The following is a 17,852-nucleotide window of genomic DNA, read 5'->3' as shown; positions in this document are numbered from 1 at the left end:
CGCGACCATCCACCAGGAGGACTCAATGACCATCACCGCCACGCGGCTGGATGTCGCCGCCCTGCGCGAGGCCTTGCGCGGCCTGCTCGAACTGCCGGTCGGCGCGCTGATCGCGGCGGACCAGGCAGCTGCACCGCCGTCCGGTCTCTACGCCAGCCTGCGTGAAACGCAGTCGGCGGAACAGGGCAAGTCCCGCCGCGAGTTCAACGGCAACAACGAACGGGAAACCGTCATCACCAGCTGCGAGACCACCTTCGGCCTCGTCGGCTTCGGTACCGGCGCCCTCGACCTGATCCACGACGCCCGCTCGGTGTTGCAGTCGAGCCTCGCCCAGGACCGCTTGCGGCGCCTCGGTGTCGCGCTGCTGCGCCTGGCGCCGATCGAAAACCTTTCCAGCGTCGAGGCGGGCGTCGCCCGGGAACAGGCGCGCCTCGACCTCGTCCTCGGCCACGACCACCGCGTGACCCTGGAACAGAAACACATCGCTTCCTCGGTGGTGACCGCCCACACCGATACGGGCCTCACCGCCACCCTTACAGTGAATCCAACGGAGACCTGATATGTCCCTTCCGCTTTCGCAGATCGTAAACGTACAACTCAACGTGCAGCCGGTATCCACCCCGCGCCGCGACTTCGGCCAACTGGCCCTGTTCACCCCCGAGGCCGGCAACGTCTTCATCGACGCGTCGACCCTGTACATCAGCTGCGCCAGCCAGGCCGAAGTGGAGGCCGCCTTCGGCAGCTCCTCGCAGACCGCCATCGCCGCCCGCGCCTTCTTCGCCCAGAGCCCGCGACCCAAGCAACTGCTGGTGGCGCGCTGGCTGAAGTCGACCCGCAACGTGCCGGCGGTCAAGGCCGCCATCAACGGCACCCCGCTGCTGGCCACCCTCGACCAGCTGAAGGCGGTGAGCGCCGGCCAGCTGTCCATCACCGTCGACGGTGTGCGCCAGGACGTCACCGGCCTGAACTTCAGCGCCGCCGCCGACTTCGCCGCCATCGCCGCGCTGATCGACGCCAAGCTGACCGCCCAGGCCGTCAGCTGCCGTTACGACGCCGTCGCCAACCGCTTCATCCTCGACGCCGATGTCGCCGGCGCCGCCAAGGCCATCGGCTTCGCCCAGGACCTCGGCGCCACCGGCACCTACCTCGGCGGCCTGCTGCGCCTGGAGAACGGCATGGCGCAGAAGATCGCCGGTGCCGATGCCCTGGTGCTCGCCGCGCAGTCCCTGCCGCAGGCCTTCGCCGCGCTGCTCGACGCCAACGCCGGCTGGTACGCCGCCACCGTTGCCGCGTCCCTGACCGACGACGAGATCGAGCAGGCCTCCGCCTGGGTACTGGCCGCCGACAAGAAGGTCTTCGGCGTCACCACCCAGAACCCGAGCCACCTGGAGAACGTCGCCAGCAACCCCTTCAAGCGCCTGGTGGATCGCCAGAGCCATCGCACCGTCGCGGTCTTCGACAAGAACGACCCCTACGCGGTGAACAGCTGGCTGGCCCGTGCGCTGTCGGTGAACTTCGCCGCCAACAACTCCACCCTGACCATGAAGTTCAAGCAGCTGCCCGGCATCAGCGCGGACAACCTGACCCTCACCGAGGCCGACAAGTGCCGCAAGCTGGGCCTGAACTTCTACACCTACTTCGACGAGTCGGCGATGGTCGCCGAAGGCACCGTCATCGGCGGTCGCTTCTTCGATGAAGTGCACATCCTCGACTGGTACGTCGACGCCGTGCAGAAGGAAGTGTTCGCCACCCTGTACCGCTCCCCGGGCAAGGTGCCGCTGACCGACGCGGGCGTGGCCCGCCTGCTCGCCTCGGTGCGCAAGGTCTGCCGCGAAGGCGTGAACAACGGCGCCTTCGCCCCCGGCGTATGGAACGGCGACCCCTTCGGCAACCTCGTCAGCGGCGAGCGCCTCGACGAAGGCTTCTACGTCTGGGCCGACAGCGTCGACAACCTGTCCACCTCCGACCGCGAGCAGCGCAAGGCGCCGCCGATCCAGGTGGCCCTGAAGATGGCCGGCGCCGTGCACTCGGTGGACGTGCTGGTCAACTTCGATCGCTGATCGCTTCGCCAACCCATTTTTCGGCCCCTTCGACGGGGCCTTTTATTTTCCGGAGATTTTCCATGGCTATCTATGACCAGAACCAACTGTCCGTCCTGATCAACGGCTACGAGATCCGCGACTGGGCCACCGGCGCCGACGCCCTCAAGCTGGCCTTCAACAACGCCGCCGGCACCCTGAAGATGGGCAGCAACGGCAGCGGCGTGTTCGTCGCCAACAACGACCGCTCCGCGACCCTGACCATCAAGCTCAAGCAGCATTCGGCGGACAACAAGTACCTCAACGGCCTGCGCGCCCTGCAGGACGGCAACCTCAAGGCCTTCGTGCCGCTGACCCTGGAAGTGCGCGACCTGCTCAACGAAGACCTGATCAGCGCCACCAAGGGCTTTTTCACCACGCGTCCCGAAGTGACCCGTGGCAGTGAAGCCAACGACACCCAGTGGGTCATCGTCTTCGAACGCGCCAACGTCAGCCTGGAACAAGGGGTCGCCTGAACATGAACGCCGAACATCGCATCAACCTGGATGGCATCACCTACCTCATGCGCCCGGCCAACGCCATGCCGGCCTGGAACGCCCTGAAGAAGGCTGCGCGCCTGCTGCAGGGCATCGAGATCAAGCGTGGCGAGGGCGGTGAGTCCCTGGCCATCGGCGCCATCCTCGCCAACCTGGGCGATCCGGTGGTGGCGGAAATCGAGGCGCTGGTGATCCAGCAGGTCAACGTGCAGCCCGCAGACGGTGCGGCCTTCCGCCTGGCCGACCGCGCCGATGCGCATTTCAACCAGCATCGCGGCCACCTGCTGCCGCTGCTGATCGAGGGGGTGAAATACCAGTTCGCCGATTTTTTCGCCGCCGCCGTACCCGCCCTGTCGGCGATTCTGCCGGTGCCGGCCAAGGCGGAGTGACCGACTGGTTCCTCTTCACCCCTGTCATGCGCCAGCTCTGCACCCTGCATGAGCTGCGCGCGCTCTACACCCTGGCCGACCTGTGCGACTTCCACGACGCGATAGCGGAGTGGGACGACGCACAGCGTCAGGCCCATGAGAGGCAGGCCAATGGCAAGTGATATCGAACAACTCAGCATGGAGTTCTCTCTGGGCTTGCAGCAGATCAGCAATTCGCTGAGGCAGGAGCTGTTGGTCATCAGCAATACGCTGATGCAAGAGATGAACTTCGTCACCAACCTGAAACAGAAGGTGGAGATCACCAGCAACGCGCTGACCACCAACACCCAGAACAGCATTACCTACATCGACACCCTCACCCAGGTGCAGGCCAAGGTCGAAGAGGTTTCGGGCGGCACATCGAAGTTGGCGGGCGGTCTTTCCACCATGGCGTCCAAGCTCTTCGACTTCGTGTCCTCGTCCATGGATAGCCTGAGTGGCCTCAAGGCCGGCCCGGATGCACTGGGCGCGGTGACCGACGAGCAGGCCCAGGTGGCTGAGCGCTACAAGGGCGGCCTGGAGCGTCTCGACAAGGTGCTCGAAGCGGTCCGGGTCCGGGTCGCGCTCGGCGTGGCGCCGCAGCTCACACACCTGGCCGATCGTTTCCTGGCGCTGGTGGACGCCAACAAGGAACTGATTGCCGATGGCCTGCTGAAGACCATGACGCTGGTCGGCGAGGGCATCGACGCGGTGGTGAACTTCGCCCGCGGCGTGGATGCCGTGGTGCAGGCCACCGTCGGCTGGGAATCCGCCTTGACCCTGCTCGGCGCCGCGCTGGGCTGGGTCGGTCGCGCCAGCATCCTGGCCTTCGCCGCCAACCCCATCATGTGGGTCGCCGCCGCCCTGGTGGTGGTGATCGCCCTGGTGGATGACTTCATGACCTACCTCGACGGTGGCGAGTCGGCCCTCGGCGAGTTCTGGTCGCCATTCGCCAAGGGTTTGCGTGCCGTCAACGCGGTGCTGACCGAGTTCAAGGCGCAGTTCGCCGCGTTCTGGGCGGAAAACGGCGAGACCGTCATTGCCTTCGGCGAAGGCCTGATGACGGTGATCGGGGCCAGCATCAGCAATATGCTCAACCTCATCAGAGGGGTTATCGCCCTGTTCAACGGTGACTTCGCCGGCATGAAGAAGGCCTTCGATGGCTGGATCGAGGGTTTGAAGGTGCAGTTCGAGGTGATCGGTGGCGCGATCAAGAAGGTTGCTTCTGCCGTTGGCTTCGGTGGCTCGGAAGAGGAGCCGAAGGAGGGGGCGCCGGCCGAGAAGTCGGGTGGCCTCTTTTCCGGCATCACCGACTTCTTCAGCTCCGGTTCGGACAAGACCGGCGCGCCACAACTGGTTGCCGGTGTACAGGACGCTCAGAGCCGCGCAGCTCTGGGCGCTGGCGTGGGCGCGGTGCCGCTGACGGCCCCGGCGAGCAACAACAGCTACAACCAGACCGTCACCGTTCACGTGAGCGGAGATGACTCGCGTGCCATCGGCTTCGAGGTGGCCGAGCAGGTCGCACGCAACCAGCAACGCCTGACCACCCACAACAACAGCAGCGAAATTAGGCAGTGAGGTGAATCAATGGTCATGCTGATCAACCGTCGCATCGGAACCTTGAGGCTCGATGCGGTGATAAGCGAAACACATAAATCAGAACTCAAGATCACCGAGAACCCGGTGGAGAGCGGTGCCAACATCGCCGACCACGCCTACGTGCAACCCCGCAACCTGGTCATCAAGGGCATCGTGGTCGAGCACTACGACCCGCTGGCCAGTCTGCCCATCGACAGCATGCCGGGGGTACGCAATGGCAAAGGGTTTCTCGACAACGTCCTGCCTGGCCTGCTCTCGCCCCGCACCCCGCAGGGCGAGAGCCGTGCCAAGCGCGAACTGAAAAGCTGGCTGGAACCCTTGGCGGATGCCACCAAGGCCCGGCCCCTGGCACCCTGGATGCTGGAGTCCCAGCCCTTGTCGCGCTTCGACAGCTCGCCCAGCCAGTCACGGCTGCAGCAGATCTACCAATGCCTGCTGGACACGCAGAAGGCCGGTGAGTTGCTGCAGGTGCAGACCGGCTTCTACCTGTACAAGAACATGCTGCTGAGCACCATTGCGGCCACACAGACACTCGACGGTGCCATCGAGCTGGACCTGACCCTGCGTGAGGTGCTGGTGGTGGAAACCCGTGTCATCAACGGTGTGGTCACACCGGCGGCCGGTACCGAGCGTTCCGGCCGCAGTGAAAAGCAGGGCGCCGCGAAGAAACCCCAGGGCAAGACCACGCCCAAGGCCGATGCGCGCAATGAGAGCTTTTTGCACGCGATGAAGAGGATCTTGCTATGAAGCGAATCCCCATCAGCAGCGAACCGCTCCAGGAGCAGAGCTTCGATTTCGCCGGGCGGCGCCTGCGCCTGACCCTGCGCTACAACAGCATCGGCGACCATTGGGCCCTCGATCTTCTGGACGAGTCCGACAACACCTGGCTGGCCCAGGGCCTGACCCTGGTGGTCGGCGTGCCGATGCTCTGGCGCACCACCCTGCCGTTCTTCCTCTGGCTCGACGACCTCAGTGGCGTCGGGCTCGATCCCATGGGCGGGAATGACATGGGCAGCCGCTGCCTGCTCTACATCGGCGAGAAGTCGGAGGTGCAGCCATGAGGCAGTTCGGCCGGCAATACCGCCTGGTACTGGGCAGCGAGGAGAACGGCCTGGTGATCGACAGCCTGCGGGTGGCGTTCGAATTCACCAAGGACATCGCCGAGACCCCCAACAAGGCCGAGATCCGCATCTGGAACCTCAACCGCGAGCACCGCGAGTGGCTCTATGGCAGCGACTTCCGCAAGGTCTGGATGTGGGCCGGCTACAGCGAACTGCGCCTGCTCTATGCCGGTGACATCACCGCCGTGGCGCTGGAGCGCAAGGAGCTGGACAACGTCATCGTCCTCACCTGCAACACCGGGGACACGGACCTGCGCCAGGCACGGGTGAGCACCACCCTGGCCGCCGGCAGTACCGCGGACGACCACGTGAAGGTCGCCGTGGCCAGCATGACCGGCACGGCGCCCGGGCAGATTGTCCTGCCCAGGCAGCGCCCGTTGCCCCGGGGCAAGGTGCTCTCCGGCCTGAGCCGCGACGTGCTGAGCGAAGTGGCGGCGGAGCAGGGCGCCGACTGGTCGATCCAGGATGGCGACCTGCTCCTGCTTCCCGCCGGCTACGTGCTCGACGACCAGGCCGTGTTCCTGTCCCAGGAGACCGGGTTGATCGGTGCGCCCAAGGAAATCAAGGGCGGCGGGCTGGAGCTGACCTGCCTGATCGACCCCGCCCCCCGGATCGGCGGCACGGTGCGGTTGAAGTCCATCGAATCGCGCTACGACGGCGACTACAAGATCGTCGCCATCAACAGCAAGGGCGACGTGATGGAAAAGGACTGGTACTGCGTGCTGTCGGTGATCGGCGGCGAATTCCAGAAGAAGGACGCCGCCAAGACCGGCAAGGGAGGCAAGGGCAATGGGTAACTACGACTGGCAGACCCCGTCGATGGACAAGGCCAACCGCTCCACCATCGACGCCCGTCTCAAGCGCCTGCACACCGCGCTGCCCGGCCGCATCGTCGCCTTCGACGCTGCGCGCCAGGTGGCCAGCGTGCAACCGATGATCGAGCAGCAGCTCATGGATGGCTCGCGCCAGGCATTGCCGCTGCTGCCGGACGTGCCGGTGCAATTTCCCCGGGGCGGCGGCTTCGTGCTGACCTTCCCGGTCAAGCCGGGCGATGAATGCCTGCTGGTGTTCAACGAACGCTGCATCGATGGCTGGTGGCAGTCTGGCGGCTCCTCGGAGCCGCTGGACTATCGCCAGCACGACCTGTCCGACGCCGTGGCGATCATGGGTATCAGCTCGCTGCCCCAGGTCGTCCCGGCCTTCGCCACCGACGCGGTGGAATTGCGCCGGCTGGACGGCTCCGCCTACGTGCGCCTGGACGAAGGCGGCACCCTGACGCTGGACGGCGCCAAGGTGCTGATCAAGTGCCCGGTGGTGTTCGAGGCCGGCATGACCGGCAAGGGCGACGTGGTCTCCAACGGCATCAGCCTGGAGCGCCACCTGCACGGCCAGGTCATGGCCGGCCCCGCCGTCACCGGCGTGCCGCAATGAGGACATGACAATGAGAGTGAGACGAATAGACAAGGACGGCGACTGGACCTTCGGCCAGGGCCGCAACAACTACGCCGACGGCAGCGAATGCGTGGCGCAGCGCGTGTGTACGCGCCTGCGCTCCTTCAGCGGCGACTGGTTCCTCGACCTGGAGCACGGCCTGCCCTGGCTGCCCCGCATGGAGCGGCCGGCGAACCTGGCGCAGATCGAGGTGGACATCAAGCGCTGCATCCTGACCACCGAGGGCGTGAGCGAGATTCTGGACTTCCAGATCAGCGAAACGCCCGACGACAGGCGCCTCGGCATCGCCGTGACCCTGCGTGACAGCCAGGGCACCCGCCTGAGCGCCAGCGTCCAGCGCTGACCGGCCGCAGCCGCCGTCATACCGAAGCCCCACCTCGCGTGGGGCTTTTTCTTTGGAGAACCAACATGGGACAACTGACCAACAAGGGCTATGTCGGTGAACGCCTGGACAGCATCCTTGCGGATCTGGACCAGGGTTTCCGTGCCATCTATGGCAACGACATCGACCTTGCCCCCGACAGCCCGGACGGCCAGATGCTCGGGCTGATCGCCCAGATCCGCGCCGACCTGGAAGAGCTGGGCGAGGTCACCTACCGCGCCCTGGATCCGGACCACGCCAGCGGAGCCTGGCTGGAGCAGCGGGTTGCCTACGCCGGCCTGACCCGGCGCCAGGCACGCTACAGCTACCTGCGCGGCGCCGCCCTCACCGGGCGCGCCGGCACCCTGATTCCCGCCGGCTCCGTGCTGCGGGACATCAACCGCGGCCGCTGGCTGCTGGTCGCCGACACCACCCTGGGCGCCGATGGTTCGGCACGCGCCGACCTGCGCAGCGAACTGCTCGGCGCCTTCAACCTGCCCGTCAACAGCGCACTCGCCATAGAGACGCTGGTGCTGGGCTGGGACACCGCCACCAGCCTGGCCGCCGCCGAAGTGGGCGCGGAAGAGGAGACCGACCCGGAACTGCGGGCGCGCTTCTACCGCAGCCGCGCCCGCCCGGCGCAGAACAGCCTCGACGGCCTGGTGGCGGCCCTGCTGCAACTGGCCGACGTGCGCCAGGTGGTGGGGCTTGAGAACACCGGCTCCACCCCGGACGCGGACGGCGTGCCGGGCCACAGCCTCAACCTGATCGTCGATGGCGGCGAGGAGCAGGCCATCGCCCAGGCGATCTTCCTGCGCAAGCCCGCCGGCACCGGCCTCATGGGCCAGCAGTCGCGCACCGTGGTGGACGGGCAGGGCGTGAACCGCCTGATCCGCTTCGACCGCCCGGCGATGGTGGACTGCAAGGCCTTCGTCCAGCTGCGCCGGGACGCCGAGTTCACCGCCATCGACGTCGCCTCGATCAAGGCCCAGCTGTCTCAGCTGGACTTCCGCATCGGCCAGGACGTGCAGCTCTCCCGGCTCTACAGCCCGATCAACACGGTGCAGGGCTTCTGGGTCGAGCAGCTGAAGATCGGCCGTCGCGGCGGCGCCCTGGCGGCGGACAACATCGTCGTCGGCGTGCGTGAACGGGCCCGCTTCGCACAGGCCGACATCGAAGTGGTGGTGCTATGAGCTACGACCGCCTGCTGATCTGGCAGTACCAGGGCAAGCCCCGGGCCGCCGCCACCGCCGAACTGCTCTCGCGACAGTTCGGCGATACCTGGCAAGGGCTGGCGGCGCTCCCCGAGGCACTGGACATCGACAACGCCGAAGGCGTGAACCTCGACCTGGTCGGCAAGCATGTCGGCCAGGGCCGGGTGCTCCCCGGCCTGGCCCCGCGCAGCCTGTTCGGCTTCCAGGGCGTGGCCGGCGCCAAGGGCTTCGGCAAGGGCAAGTGGTACCGCATGGGCGACCCGCTCGGCGACTCGGCGGTGCTCGATGACGACGACTACCGCTTCCTCATCCGCTGCCGCATCGCCCGCAACTACCAGCTCGGCACCATCGAAGACATCAGCGCGGCGCTGCGCTTCATCTTCAGCAGCGAAACGGTGGTCTTCGACCAGTACGACATGAGCCTGACGGTGGTCATCCGCACCGACCAGGTCAGCGACTTCAAGCGCTATGCGCTGAACACCCTGGACATCCTGCCGCGCCCGGCCGGTGTCCGCATCCAGTTCTACGTCGCAGTGCCCCAGCGGGCATTCGGCTTCCGTGGCGCCCCGGGCGCCCTCGGCTTCAACCAAGGAAAATTCGCGAGGTTCCTATGACGCAATACACCCGTCCCGACGAACTGGTCTTCGCTTCCGGCGCCAAGCCGGGTGAGCTCCAGAGCTTCCCCGACATCCCCCGCGGCTGGGGGGTGACCTTCGACCAGACCACCGGCGTTCCGCCGATGGAATGGTTCAACGCCCTGTTCAAGCGCAGCGATGAAGCCGTGCGCTACCTGCTGCAACGCGGCATCGGCGAGTGGTCCACCACCGAGGACTACCCGACCGGCGCCCACGTGCAGGAGGGCGGCAAGGTGTGGAAGGCGAAGGCGGCGAACGTTGGTAAGCGGCCGTCGATCAACCCCACCGAGTGGGTGGAGACGGCGCTGACCCGTGATGCCCTGAAGACACTGATTCAGGAGCAGCTAGGGGGCGGGACCCTGAACTTCGGCCAATGGCTGTGGAGCGCTGCAACCTCTGGCGCGCCGGCCAGCGGCTACCTCGCGTTGAATAATTCAACTCCGGCCAATGCCACGGCGCTGCTGATCGCCAAGTCCAGCAACGAAGGGCTGGACTACAGCCGGGGCCTCGGCATCCTGCGGGCCGGGGACACCATCTGCTTCCAGAGTCGCGATGGCGGCAGTGTGGTCCACCGTTTCCGTGTCACCGGGGAACTGGTGGACAGCGGGACCTATCGCTCGGTGCCGGTGACTTACGTCGGCGGGGCGGGTGGCGTGCCGGCGGCGAATGCTTCGCTGCAGGTGTTGCTGACGCCGGCGGGGGCTTCGGATGCGGGCATGCCTGTGCTCTCTGTCCAGTGGTGGATGAGCCGCAGCAGCATCCCCGCTGGCAGTGCGCCGGCGGACGGCCAACTGCTCAGCCGTGCTCTGTATCCCGATGTGTGGGCGGCCATCCGGGACGGTAAGGTCCCCAAGACCACCGAAGCGATCTGGAGCAGCGATACATCGCGGCGTGGCATGTTCACCGAGGGTGATGGCAGCACCACATTCCGTATGCCCGACTACAACGGCAAGGCCGCGGGGTCGATCGGGGCGCTATTCCAGAGGGGGGATGGTGGATTGTCGGCGGCCGTCGCCGGCGTGATCCAGCGTGATGCTTTCCAGGGACACTGGCACTACCACCAATACAGTACGGCTTACACGGGCTACGGCAATGCGGGGGCCGGTTGGGTGTCCAACATCTCCTCTGGCTACAGAGACGGCACCACGGAGACCGCGGGAGATGCGTTCATCACCAATTCCGCTCCCGATGGTGTAAACGGCGTGCCACGTACTGCTGCAGAGACCCGTCCGGTCAACGTCACTGGTTGCTGGATCATCAAGATGGGCAACAACGTTGCCAATGCGGGGACCATTGATGCTGCGGCGCTGTCCTCGTCTCACGCTGCGTTGATCACTCGCGTGGACTCTCTGGAGGCTCGGCCCCGGGCTCCGGGTGATGGACAGACTTGGCAGAACCTGACTACCAGCCGAGTTTCCGGCACCACCTATACCAACACGACCGGGCGGCCGATCGTCGTGCATGCCAGCATGCGCAACGGCGCTATTACTGCTATTTGCAACGGCTTGACATTAACGGACGGCGGCTTTCATGCGGCCTTTGTTGTTCCAAATGGTGGTACTTATTCGATCATTTTTACTAATACTGTGAACGCAGTTTGGGCGGAGCTTCGCTAATGAAATTCTTTCGAAATACCCAGAGTGGCGAGGTTTTCGCCTACGAAAAAGACGGTTCCCAGGATCACCTGATCAGCAAGGAACTGGTTCCCATGACCGCCGCTGAAGTCGAGTTGCATATCAACCCGGTCCGGCAGCCGACTGCAGCCGATGTAGATGTCGAGCGTGACCGTCGCATGACTGCTGGCTTCGAGTTCCAGGGCACTCTGTTCCAGTCCAGGCCGAGTGACCACGAGAATATTATCGGGGCTGCCCAGCTGGCTTTCATGGCCGTGGCCGGAGGCGCCAGGCCGGGCAACCTGCGCTGGTCGGACCCGAACCAGGACTTCACCTGGATCGCGGCCGACAACAGCCAGGTGCCCATGGATGCCCCGACTGTCGTGGATCTTGGCAAGGCAGTGATCGCTCGCAAGCAGGCACTTATCCATGCGGGGCGCCAGTTGAAGGATATGGAGACGATCCCCGGTGACTACGTCGATGACAAGTGGTGGCCGTGATAGGCCTGATCGGCTGATGTAACGCTTATTTGCGGCCCGCACTTCGCGGGCCGTTTTCTTTTCCGACCGACTCGTTGTCGGTTTGTATCGAGCGCTTGGCGTTCGTTGATTCGTTTTCGGTGGGGTACCTGACCACCTTTATTTCCGGGCGGCAGACCGAATCCCTATAGGGCCGGCGCCGTTCAGCCACCTGGTGACCACCGGTGGTTTTCTAGCAAACGAATCGAACGAGGTTTACCCATGACTCAATACAATCGCCCCAACGAAATGGTCTTTGCTTCGGGTGCCAAACCCGGAGAGCTGGAAAGCTTCCCCGATATCACTCGAGGCTGGGGGGTGACCTTCGACCAGACCACCGGCATCCCGCCAATGGAGTGGTTCAACGCCTTGTTCAAGCGCAGCGACGAAGCCGTGCGCTATCTGCTGCAACGCGGGATTGCCGAGTGGTCCAACACTGAGGACTACCCGGTTGATGCCCATGTGCAGGAAGGCGGCAAGATCTGGAAGGCGAAGGTGGGCAGTGTTGGAAAGCGGCCGTCCCTCAACCCGACCGAGTGGGTCGAGACTGCGCTGACTCGAGAGGCTCTGAAAACGCTGATCCAGGAGCAGCTGGGTGGCGGCACCATCAACTTCGGCCAGTGGCAGTGGAGCAGTGCCACCTCGGGTGGCGTAGCCAACGGTTACCTGGCGCTGAACACCACCAACCCGGCCGATGCCACATCGTTGCTGATCGCCAAGTCCAGCGCCGAAGGCCTGGACTACAGCCGCATCGTGGGCCTCTTGCGGGCTGGCGACACTCTCTGCGTCCAGAGCCGTTCAGGTGGCACTGTTGCTCACCGCTTCCGCGTCACTGGGGACTTGGTGGACAGCGGCTCCTATCGCTCGGTGCCGGTGGTCTACGTGAGTGGAGCAGGTGGCACGCCGACGGCCAATACGCCGCTCCAGGTACTGATGACGCCGGCTGGCGGTACTGTTCCAGCGGCCAGCACGACGGACTCGCAAACCGATTTCAACGCAGTACTTGAACCGGGTTGGTATCCCCGGCTGCTGGGGGGCGCTGCTGGTGCGAGGAACGCCAACCACCCTGATGGTCAGGCAGCCATGCAGAAGGGGAGCGGTACGACCAATTACTACTGGTTGCTGGTGGTTCGCTACTCCTCAAACCTGATCCAGGTTGCACTGCCCTATGTGAGTGGCGCCGACACTTCGTTGGTGACGATGAAGTTTCGTCTTCTGGGTGGCGGCATCTGGTCTCCCTGGCGTTCGATTCTGCATGCAGACAACACGCAGGGAACGGGTTTGCCCGCCGCTTCGGTGATGTGGTGGTCCTTCCGCAGTTCCATTCCTGCCGGCTGGGCGCCGGCAGATGGCCAGCTGCTGAGTCGGGCTCTGTATCCCGATGTCTGGGCGACGGTGAGCGAAGGAAAAGTGCCTAAAACAACCGAAGCACTCTGGAGCAGTGATCCATCTCAGCGGGGCATGTTCACGGAAGGCGATGGGAGTACAACGTTCCGCATGCCCGACTACAACGGCAAGGCGGCGGGGTCGCTTGGGGCTCTGTTTATGCGCGGTGATGGTGCGCTTTCCAGCGGCACTCCGGGTTTGATCCAAGGAGACGCTATTCGAAACATAACCGGCGCTGGGGCGAAAATTGTCGGTTCAGCTCCTTTAGGCGCATTCAGTGCTGAGAGTGTCGGTAATAGCCCGGTTGGGGCCTCTGGCGGGGCACTCCTGAGCTTTGATGCATCCCGCGTTGTGCCTACTGCTGCCGAAAACCGTCCTCTGAACACGGCTGGCTGCTGGATCATCAGGATGGGCGGTGGTATCGCTAACTCAGGCACTATCGACGCTGCAGCGCTGTCCACAACCTACGCGACTCTGGTAACGCGTGTGGAGGCTCTTGAAGCCCGCCCGCGCACTATTGGAGAGGGCCAGGCTTGGCAGGATCTGAAGGCAACTCGTGCCACCAATACAACCTATACGAACACTACCGGGCGTTCGATAGCAGTGAGTGTCGCCCTATACGACAACGGTTCTTACGCCTCCTCCATATACGTCAATGGTGTGGTGATCGGTTGGTGGGATCAACCTACCGCTATTACATACACCCAGACATTCCTCGTCCCTCCGGGAGCGACCTACATGGTGAGTGGCAATGCTGGGTCGCCGAGCGGCAATACTCTCCAATATTGGGCGGAGCTTCGCTAATGAAATATTTTCGACATATAAAAAATGGGGCGGTTTTCGCTTATGAGCAAGATGGTTCCCAAGATCAACTGATCGCTCAGGAGCTTGTTCCCATGAGTGCCGGTGAGGTCGAGGCCCATCTGAACCCAACTCGGCGACCGAGACCGGTCGATGTAGACGTCGAGCGCGATCGCCGCATTAAGGATGGCATTCAGTTCGAGGGCTATCTGTTCCAGTCCCGGTCAGCCGATCACTCGAACATCATCGAGGCTGCTCAACTGGCGTTTATGGCGATGGCCAATGGTATCTCGCCTGGTAATTTGCGCTGGTTTGACCCGGAAAGGGATTTTGTCTGGATCGCGGTAGACAATAGTCGGGTTCCCATGGACGCCCCAACGGTCGTGGCGCTCGCTAAGGCAGTTGCTGAGCGCAAGCAATCCCTGATTTACGCGGGGCGCCGATTAAAGGATATGGAGATTATCCCGAGCGATTACACCGACGATAAATGGTGGGGGTAGGGAGCATGAACAATTAGCAATTATTCAAATTAATGCTTTTTTCGGCCTGCACACTGCGGGCCGTTTTCATTACTGAGCTGGCCGATTCGTTGTCGGCTTGTATCGAAGGCATGAAGTTCGTCGATTCGTTTTCGGTGGGGTGACTGACCACCTTTATTTTCGGGCGGCAGACCGAACCCGCAAGAGGGGAGGCACCGCTCAGCCACCCGGCCAATCGCCGGGTGGTTTTCTAGCAAACGAATCGAACGAGGTTTTACCATGACTCAATACAATCGCCCCAACGAGACGGTCTTCGCCTCGGGGGCCAAGCCTGGGGAGTTGGAAAACTTCCCTGATATCGCCCGTGGCTGGGGCATTGCTTTCGACCAGACTGACGGCATTCCGCCGATGGAGTGGTTCAACGCGCTGTTCAAGCGCAGTGATGAAGCTGTTCGTTATCTATTGCAGAAGGGCATTTCCGAATGGTCGCCAACAGAGGACTACCCGATAGGTGCTCATGTGCAAGAGAGCGACAAAGTGTGGAAAGCCAAGGTCAGTAGCTCTGGGAAGAGACCTTCTCAGACTCCTTCGGACTGGGTGGAGACTGCGCTGAGCCGAGACGCCTTGGTTACGCTGATCCAAGAGCAGTTAGGAGGTATTGGAATAAAGGTCCGAGTACGAGTGGCCAGTACCGCCAACCTCAACTTGAGTGGCTTGCAGATTATTGACGGAATTAATGTGCTCGATGGCGACAGGGTTCTAGTAAAAAATCAGAATCTGGAGGCGGCTAACGGGATTTATGTGGTGTCCTCAACCGCTTGGGTTCGTGCTAGTGACGCTGACAGCAGTAACAAAGTTCAACCAGGGATGCTGATTCATATCGAGAGCGGAAACTCCCAGCTCAATAGCCTCTGGCAACTGGCAACCGACGGACCAATTGTCTTGGGCTCTACTGGCCTTGCTTTCGAAATGGTAGCGGGCTACACCGGAGTTAATCCTGGTACCTATCGATCGCTTACAGTGGATCGCTACGGCCGCATAACTGCGGGTAATAACCCAAGCACATTGGCCGATTACGGTATCAGTGCTGCTACCCAAGCCGAAGCGGAGGCGGGCTCCGATAACTTCAAGCCGATGACGCCATTACGAGTCGCTCAAGCGATCTATGTTCGGCTTGTTCAGGCAACCGAGTCAGTGCTTGGCTTAGCTAAGACTGCAACTCAGGCACAGACCAACGCTGGCACGGACGATGCAACCATAGTTACGCCCAAGAAACTGCGGGCAGGATTTTCTGCGAGCTTGGGTGTCAACGGCTATATCTCTTTTCCTTCATGGCTTGGAGGGGTGATTTTCCAGTGGGGTTACTACAGTGGTTCCCTTGACGACTTGACTGCACTTATTACGTTTCCTATCCCCTTCCCGAATCTCAATATGAATGTTTCCGTAACCGCGGACGGTGGGCAATCAGGGGCGGGTTATTTTGTTACTGCTGGCGCACAAAAGGTGAGTACTGCGCAATTTCGATTGAACGGCTATGGGACCAACATGCCTTCCATTGGTTATCACTGGTTCGCAATCGGGTACTGAGGTAGTTATGCGTTACACCCTCTTAGTGGTGGTAATGAATTCTGATTTATTGATCAGTAGTCCTGGGTTTTAAGCAGATCTGTACCATGAGGGGCGTTTATTGAAACATGAGAAAAATTGAACATCTTCTACTGCAGTTATCTCCTAACGCCCGCCCCGATGCGGGCGTTTTCATTTCTGCCCTTGACCAGGCTCTGCCGCTCTTCTCCATCTCAACCCCCGTCCGCCAATCCGCCTTCCTGGCCCAGTGCGCCCATGAGTCCGCTGGCTTCTCCCGTCTTGCGGAGAACCTCAACTACAGCGCAGCAGGCCTTGCGGCCACCTGGCCTGGGCGGTTCCGGGGTGCCGATGGGCAACCCAATGCGCTGGCGCGGGCCTACCAGAGGCGGCCGGTGGTGATCGCCAATCATGTCTATGCCAATCGCATGGGCAATGGCTCGGAGGAGTCGGGTGATGGTTGGCGTTATCGGGGCAGGGGGCTGTTGCAGATCACCGGGCGTGGCATGTACCAGCGTTGCGGGGAGGCCTTGGGCCTGCCGCTGCTGGAGCAACCGGATCTACTGCTGCAGCCGGAGCCGGCGGTGCTGTCCGCCGCCTGGTTCTGGCAATTCAATGGGCTGAATGCTCTGGCCGATGCCGGCGACTTGGAAGGCATCACCCGCCGAATCAATGGCGGGCTGAACGGCTTGGCCGAGCGCAAGGCGCTTTGGCTCAAGGCCAGGGAGGCACTGGAATGAGCCCGGTCGCTCTCTGGAAATGGCTGGCGTTGTGGTTGATGGCGATGTTGCTCGTCGGGCTCGGGGCCTGGGGTGCCGCTGGTATTTATCGTCCGCAGCTGGAGGAGCTGGGCCGGCAGTTGGCTGAGTCCCGTAGCCGCGCCGAGGCCAGCTTGCTAGCGCTGCAAAAGCAGAATGCCGCTCTAGCCGAGCTGGAAGCCCGGGCGGCGGAAAGGGCTCGCCAGGTCGAGCAGTTGCAGGTCCGGGCCGCCCAGGTGGCACGACAGGACTACGCAGCGGCGGCCCGGGTGATGCTGGAGCCGCCGCAGGTGGGTGTCGATGCCTGCGAGTCGGCGCGGCGGGCTTTTGCCGATGAGCTGAAGCGGGAGCGAGGGCAATGAGGTTCGCCGGGTTGTCAGTGCTCGTTGCGCTGTCTGGTTGTACCTCCGATGAGCCTCGCGTTGCCGGTCTCGTCGAGGTGAAGGTGCCGGTGATGGTCGCCTGTGCGATCACGCTCCCTGCTGTCCCTGCCTTTGCGGTCGACTCGCTGGCGCTGGATGCGCCGATCGACCAGCAGATGAAAGTCCTGCGTGCCGAGCGCCTGCAACGCATCGGTTACGAGCGTGAGCTGCTGGCCGCACTCGGGGCTTGCCGCTGAGCCCGACAGGGCTCGTTTTCCCTTCCTTTAGGGCGCTGTTTCAGCGCCCGCCTTTAACGCAGTCATGCTCGTCGAACGTGACGAGCTGGCTGCGTCCTTTTCCCTTCTTCGCGACATAGTGATAGCGGGTCTGTCCGTTGGTACGGCTGATCTTGTCCGGCTTACCCAGCATGCTGTCCACGTCGCTCCGGGTCATGCCCGTCCTCACCTGTTTGCGCACCATCGTCTGGCGCCGTTCCTGGCCGACGATGCGGTTGCCGCAGCCATCCTGTCTCTCCCCAACTACTTCTATTTCCCTGGGCTTCTCAGCCTGTTCCTTCCGTGTGCTTCGCGTGATCCGCTCCACCTTCGCCGGTGGCAACAGCGCCTGGCTGTCCTGCATGGATTCGATTCGTTCCCGCACTTCCACCAGTTCGTCATCAGGGCAACCCAACTGGGTGAAGGTGACGTGCCCGTGTGCGTCCTCGCAGCGGTAGATGGAGGCCGCCAGCGGCGGGCTTTCGAGAGCGATATAGAGCAGAAGCGGCAGTGTGCAGAGCGGGGTGCGCATGGCGATGTCCTCCGTGACGGTAGCCTCCGAAGGTATCTGCTTTAATTTCTTCCTAACGGTGTCTCCATAGCGGGCACCGGCGTCGTACGGAAGGTGAAAGCGATCTCAGCTTTGCGTCGCAAGCGATTGTTCTAGCCACGATTTTGTAACGCGCAAAATGACCGTCCGGTGTTATCATTG

22 protein-coding genes are annotated in these 17,852 nt (G+C 63.0%); 21 read left to right on the top strand and 1 reads right to left on the bottom strand.

Features of this window, described 5'->3' with window-relative positions:
• Positions 1 to 25 precede the first annotated feature (25 nt).
• The 21 genes from HSX14_RS21300 to HSX14_RS21200 all read left to right on the top strand — a co-directional run bounded on the left by HSX14_RS21300 (position 26) and on the right by HSX14_RS21200 (position 17,122).
• A complete protein-coding gene (locus HSX14_RS21300) occupies positions 26 to 559 on the top strand; it encodes a phage neck terminator protein (protein WP_175384278.1) in 534 nt (177 codons plus the stop codon).
• A gap of 1 nt (position 560) precedes the next feature.
• Complete coding sequence (locus tag HSX14_RS21295) at positions 561 to 2,060, top strand: DUF3383 domain-containing protein (RefSeq protein ID WP_173172325.1); 1,500 nt, start codon at positions 561 to 563, stop codon at positions 2,058 to 2,060.
• 62 nt (positions 2,061 to 2,122) lie between these two features.
• Positions 2,123 to 2,554, top strand: a complete 432-nt coding sequence (locus tag HSX14_RS21290; RefSeq protein WP_173172327.1) for a phage structural protein — start codon at positions 2,123 to 2,125, stop codon at positions 2,552 to 2,554.
• Between the two features lie 2 nt (positions 2,555 to 2,556).
• Complete coding sequence (locus tag HSX14_RS21285; protein ID WP_173172329.1) at positions 2,557 to 2,964, top strand: phage tail assembly chaperone; 408 nt, start codon at positions 2,557 to 2,559, stop codon at positions 2,962 to 2,964.
• On the top strand, positions 2,961 to 3,125 hold the full coding sequence (locus tag HSX14_RS21280) for a hypothetical protein (RefSeq protein ID WP_173171722.1): 165 nt from the start codon (positions 2,961 to 2,963) through the stop codon (positions 3,123 to 3,125). The genes HSX14_RS21285 and HSX14_RS21280 overlap by 4 nt, the downstream gene beginning before the upstream one ends.
• Before the next feature lie 16 nt (positions 3,126 to 3,141).
• Positions 3,142 to 4,560, top strand: coding sequence for a hypothetical protein (locus tag HSX14_RS21275; RefSeq protein WP_173172331.1), 1,419 nt, complete (start codon positions 3,142 to 3,144; stop codon positions 4,558 to 4,560).
• Positions 4,561 to 4,575: 15 nt separating this feature from the next.
• Positions 4,576 to 5,328 (top strand): phage baseplate protein, encoded by a 753-nt coding sequence (locus tag HSX14_RS21270; RefSeq protein ID WP_173172333.1) that lies wholly within the window; start codon positions 4,576 to 4,578, stop codon positions 5,326 to 5,328.
• Positions 5,325 to 5,642, top strand: coding sequence for a phage baseplate plug family protein (locus tag HSX14_RS21265; protein ID WP_173172336.1), 318 nt, complete (start codon positions 5,325 to 5,327; stop codon positions 5,640 to 5,642). Before HSX14_RS21270 ends, HSX14_RS21265 begins: the two co-directional genes overlap by 4 nt.
• Positions 5,639 to 6,499 carry a phage protein gene (locus tag HSX14_RS21260; RefSeq protein WP_173172338.1) on the top strand — a complete coding sequence of 287 codons (861 nt, stop codon included), beginning with the start codon at positions 5,639 to 5,641 and terminating at the stop codon, positions 6,497 to 6,499. The genes HSX14_RS21265 and HSX14_RS21260 overlap by 4 nt, the downstream gene beginning before the upstream one ends.
• Entirely contained in the window at positions 6,492 to 7,133 is a 642-nt protein-coding gene (locus HSX14_RS21255) for a Gp138 family membrane-puncturing spike protein (protein WP_173172340.1), read from the top strand. The genes HSX14_RS21260 and HSX14_RS21255 overlap by 8 nt, the downstream gene beginning before the upstream one ends.
• 10 nt (positions 7,134 to 7,143) lie before the next feature.
• On the top strand, positions 7,144 to 7,497 hold the full coding sequence (locus tag HSX14_RS21250) for a contractile injection system sheath initiator (RefSeq protein ID WP_173172343.1): 354 nt from the start codon (positions 7,144 to 7,146) through the stop codon (positions 7,495 to 7,497).
• Positions 7,498 to 7,562: 65 nt separating this feature from the next.
• Positions 7,563 to 8,708: a baseplate J/gp47 family protein gene (locus HSX14_RS21245; RefSeq protein ID WP_173172345.1), complete on the top strand. Its 1,146-nt coding sequence runs from the start codon at positions 7,563 to 7,565 to the stop codon at positions 8,706 to 8,708.
• Positions 8,705 to 9,343 (top strand): baseplate wedge 1 family protein, encoded by a 639-nt coding sequence (locus HSX14_RS21240; RefSeq protein ID WP_173172347.1) that lies wholly within the window; start codon positions 8,705 to 8,707, stop codon positions 9,341 to 9,343. The genes HSX14_RS21245 and HSX14_RS21240 overlap by 4 nt, the downstream gene beginning before the upstream one ends.
• Positions 9,340 to 10,980 carry a phage tail protein gene (locus HSX14_RS21235; protein ID WP_173172349.1) on the top strand — a complete coding sequence of 547 codons (1,641 nt, stop codon included), beginning with the start codon at positions 9,340 to 9,342 and terminating at the stop codon, positions 10,978 to 10,980. The genes HSX14_RS21240 and HSX14_RS21235 overlap by 4 nt, the downstream gene beginning before the upstream one ends.
• Entirely contained in the window at positions 10,980 to 11,477 is a 498-nt protein-coding gene (locus HSX14_RS21230) for a DUF4376 domain-containing protein (protein WP_173172351.1), read from the top strand. Before HSX14_RS21235 ends, HSX14_RS21230 begins: the two co-directional genes overlap by 1 nt.
• Before the next feature lie 240 nt (positions 11,478 to 11,717).
• A complete protein-coding gene (locus HSX14_RS21225) occupies positions 11,718 to 13,685 on the top strand; it encodes a tail fiber protein (protein WP_173172353.1) in 1,968 nt (655 codons plus the stop codon).
• Positions 13,685 to 14,182: a DUF4376 domain-containing protein gene (locus HSX14_RS21220; RefSeq protein WP_173172355.1), complete on the top strand. Its 498-nt coding sequence runs from the start codon at positions 13,685 to 13,687 to the stop codon at positions 14,180 to 14,182. Before HSX14_RS21225 ends, HSX14_RS21220 begins: the two co-directional genes overlap by 1 nt.
• A 258-nt stretch (positions 14,183 to 14,440) precedes the next feature.
• Positions 14,441 to 15,748, top strand: a complete 1,308-nt coding sequence (locus HSX14_RS21215) for a gp53-like domain-containing protein (RefSeq protein WP_173172357.1) — start codon at positions 14,441 to 14,443, stop codon at positions 15,746 to 15,748.
• A 107-nt stretch (positions 15,749 to 15,855) separates the two neighbouring features.
• On the top strand, positions 15,856 to 16,485 hold the full coding sequence (locus tag HSX14_RS21210) for a glycoside hydrolase family 19 protein (protein WP_173172359.1): 630 nt from the start codon (positions 15,856 to 15,858) through the stop codon (positions 16,483 to 16,485).
• Positions 16,482 to 16,865 carry a hypothetical protein gene (locus HSX14_RS21205; RefSeq protein WP_173172361.1) on the top strand — a complete coding sequence of 128 codons (384 nt, stop codon included), beginning with the start codon at positions 16,482 to 16,484 and terminating at the stop codon, positions 16,863 to 16,865. The genes HSX14_RS21210 and HSX14_RS21205 overlap by 4 nt, the downstream gene beginning before the upstream one ends.
• Complete coding sequence (locus HSX14_RS21200; RefSeq protein WP_173172363.1) at positions 16,862 to 17,122, top strand: hypothetical protein; 261 nt, start codon at positions 16,862 to 16,864, stop codon at positions 17,120 to 17,122. The genes HSX14_RS21205 and HSX14_RS21200 overlap by 4 nt, the downstream gene beginning before the upstream one ends.
• A gap of 40 nt (positions 17,123 to 17,162) precedes the next feature.
• Here HSX14_RS21200 and HSX14_RS21195 read toward each other — a convergent pair whose 3' ends face one another.
• Positions 17,163 to 17,672 (bottom strand): DUF4124 domain-containing protein, encoded by a 510-nt coding sequence (locus HSX14_RS21195; protein WP_173172365.1) that lies wholly within the window; start codon positions 17,670 to 17,672, stop codon positions 17,163 to 17,165.
• Positions 17,673 to 17,852: the final 180 nt, after the last annotated feature.

The sequence above is a fragment of the Pseudomonas tohonis genome, from assembly GCF_012767755.2.
Classification (GTDB): Bacteria; Pseudomonadota; Gammaproteobacteria; order Pseudomonadales; family Pseudomonadaceae; genus Metapseudomonas; species Metapseudomonas tohonis.
This window is presented reverse-complemented; position numbering and strand designations above follow the sequence as displayed.

What these genes read in the sequence shown, in the direction of transcription:
- HSX14_RS21195 (WP_173172365.1), bottom strand. Translation starts at nt 17,672, where the DNA reads ATGCGCACCCCGCTCTGCACACTGCCGCTTCTGCTCTATATCGCTCTC.
- HSX14_RS21240 (WP_173172347.1), top strand. Translation starts at nt 8,705, where the DNA reads ATGAGCTACGACCGCCTGCTGATCTGGCAGTACCAGGGCAAGCCCCGG.
- HSX14_RS21210 (WP_173172359.1), top strand. Translation starts at nt 15,856, where the DNA reads ATGAGAAAAATTGAACATCTTCTACTGCAGTTATCTCCTAACGCCCGC.
- HSX14_RS21260 (WP_173172338.1), top strand. Translation starts at nt 5,639, where the DNA reads ATGAGGCAGTTCGGCCGGCAATACCGCCTGGTACTGGGCAGCGAGGAG.
- HSX14_RS21265 (WP_173172336.1), top strand. Translation starts at nt 5,325, where the DNA reads ATGAAGCGAATCCCCATCAGCAGCGAACCGCTCCAGGAGCAGAGCTTC.
- HSX14_RS21290 (WP_173172327.1), top strand. Translation starts at nt 2,123, where the DNA reads ATGGCTATCTATGACCAGAACCAACTGTCCGTCCTGATCAACGGCTAC.
- HSX14_RS21225 (WP_173172353.1), top strand. Translation starts at nt 11,718, where the DNA reads ATGACTCAATACAATCGCCCCAACGAAATGGTCTTTGCTTCGGGTGCC.
- HSX14_RS21215 (WP_173172357.1), top strand. Translation starts at nt 14,441, where the DNA reads ATGACTCAATACAATCGCCCCAACGAGACGGTCTTCGCCTCGGGGGCC.
- HSX14_RS21275 (WP_173172331.1), top strand. Translation starts at nt 3,142, where the DNA reads ATGGAGTTCTCTCTGGGCTTGCAGCAGATCAGCAATTCGCTGAGGCAG.
- HSX14_RS21245 (WP_173172345.1), top strand. Translation starts at nt 7,563, where the DNA reads ATGGGACAACTGACCAACAAGGGCTATGTCGGTGAACGCCTGGACAGC.
- HSX14_RS21285 (WP_173172329.1), top strand. Translation starts at nt 2,557, where the DNA reads ATGAACGCCGAACATCGCATCAACCTGGATGGCATCACCTACCTCATG.
- HSX14_RS21250 (WP_173172343.1), top strand. Translation starts at nt 7,144, where the DNA reads ATGAGAGTGAGACGAATAGACAAGGACGGCGACTGGACCTTCGGCCAG.
- HSX14_RS21230 (WP_173172351.1), top strand. Translation starts at nt 10,980, where the DNA reads ATGAAATTCTTTCGAAATACCCAGAGTGGCGAGGTTTTCGCCTACGAA.
- HSX14_RS21235 (WP_173172349.1), top strand. Translation starts at nt 9,340, where the DNA reads ATGACGCAATACACCCGTCCCGACGAACTGGTCTTCGCTTCCGGCGCC.
- HSX14_RS21270 (WP_173172333.1), top strand. Translation starts at nt 4,576, where the DNA reads ATGCTGATCAACCGTCGCATCGGAACCTTGAGGCTCGATGCGGTGATA.
- HSX14_RS21205 (WP_173172361.1), top strand. Translation starts at nt 16,482, where the DNA reads ATGAGCCCGGTCGCTCTCTGGAAATGGCTGGCGTTGTGGTTGATGGCG.
- HSX14_RS21300 (WP_175384278.1), top strand. Translation starts at nt 26, where the DNA reads ATGACCATCACCGCCACGCGGCTGGATGTCGCCGCCCTGCGCGAGGCC.
- HSX14_RS21255 (WP_173172340.1), top strand. Translation starts at nt 6,492, where the DNA reads ATGGGTAACTACGACTGGCAGACCCCGTCGATGGACAAGGCCAACCGC.
- HSX14_RS21295 (WP_173172325.1), top strand. Translation starts at nt 561, where the DNA reads ATGTCCCTTCCGCTTTCGCAGATCGTAAACGTACAACTCAACGTGCAG.
- HSX14_RS21200 (WP_173172363.1), top strand. Translation starts at nt 16,862, where the DNA reads ATGAGGTTCGCCGGGTTGTCAGTGCTCGTTGCGCTGTCTGGTTGTACC.
- HSX14_RS21220 (WP_173172355.1), top strand. Translation starts at nt 13,685, where the DNA reads ATGAAATATTTTCGACATATAAAAAATGGGGCGGTTTTCGCTTATGAG.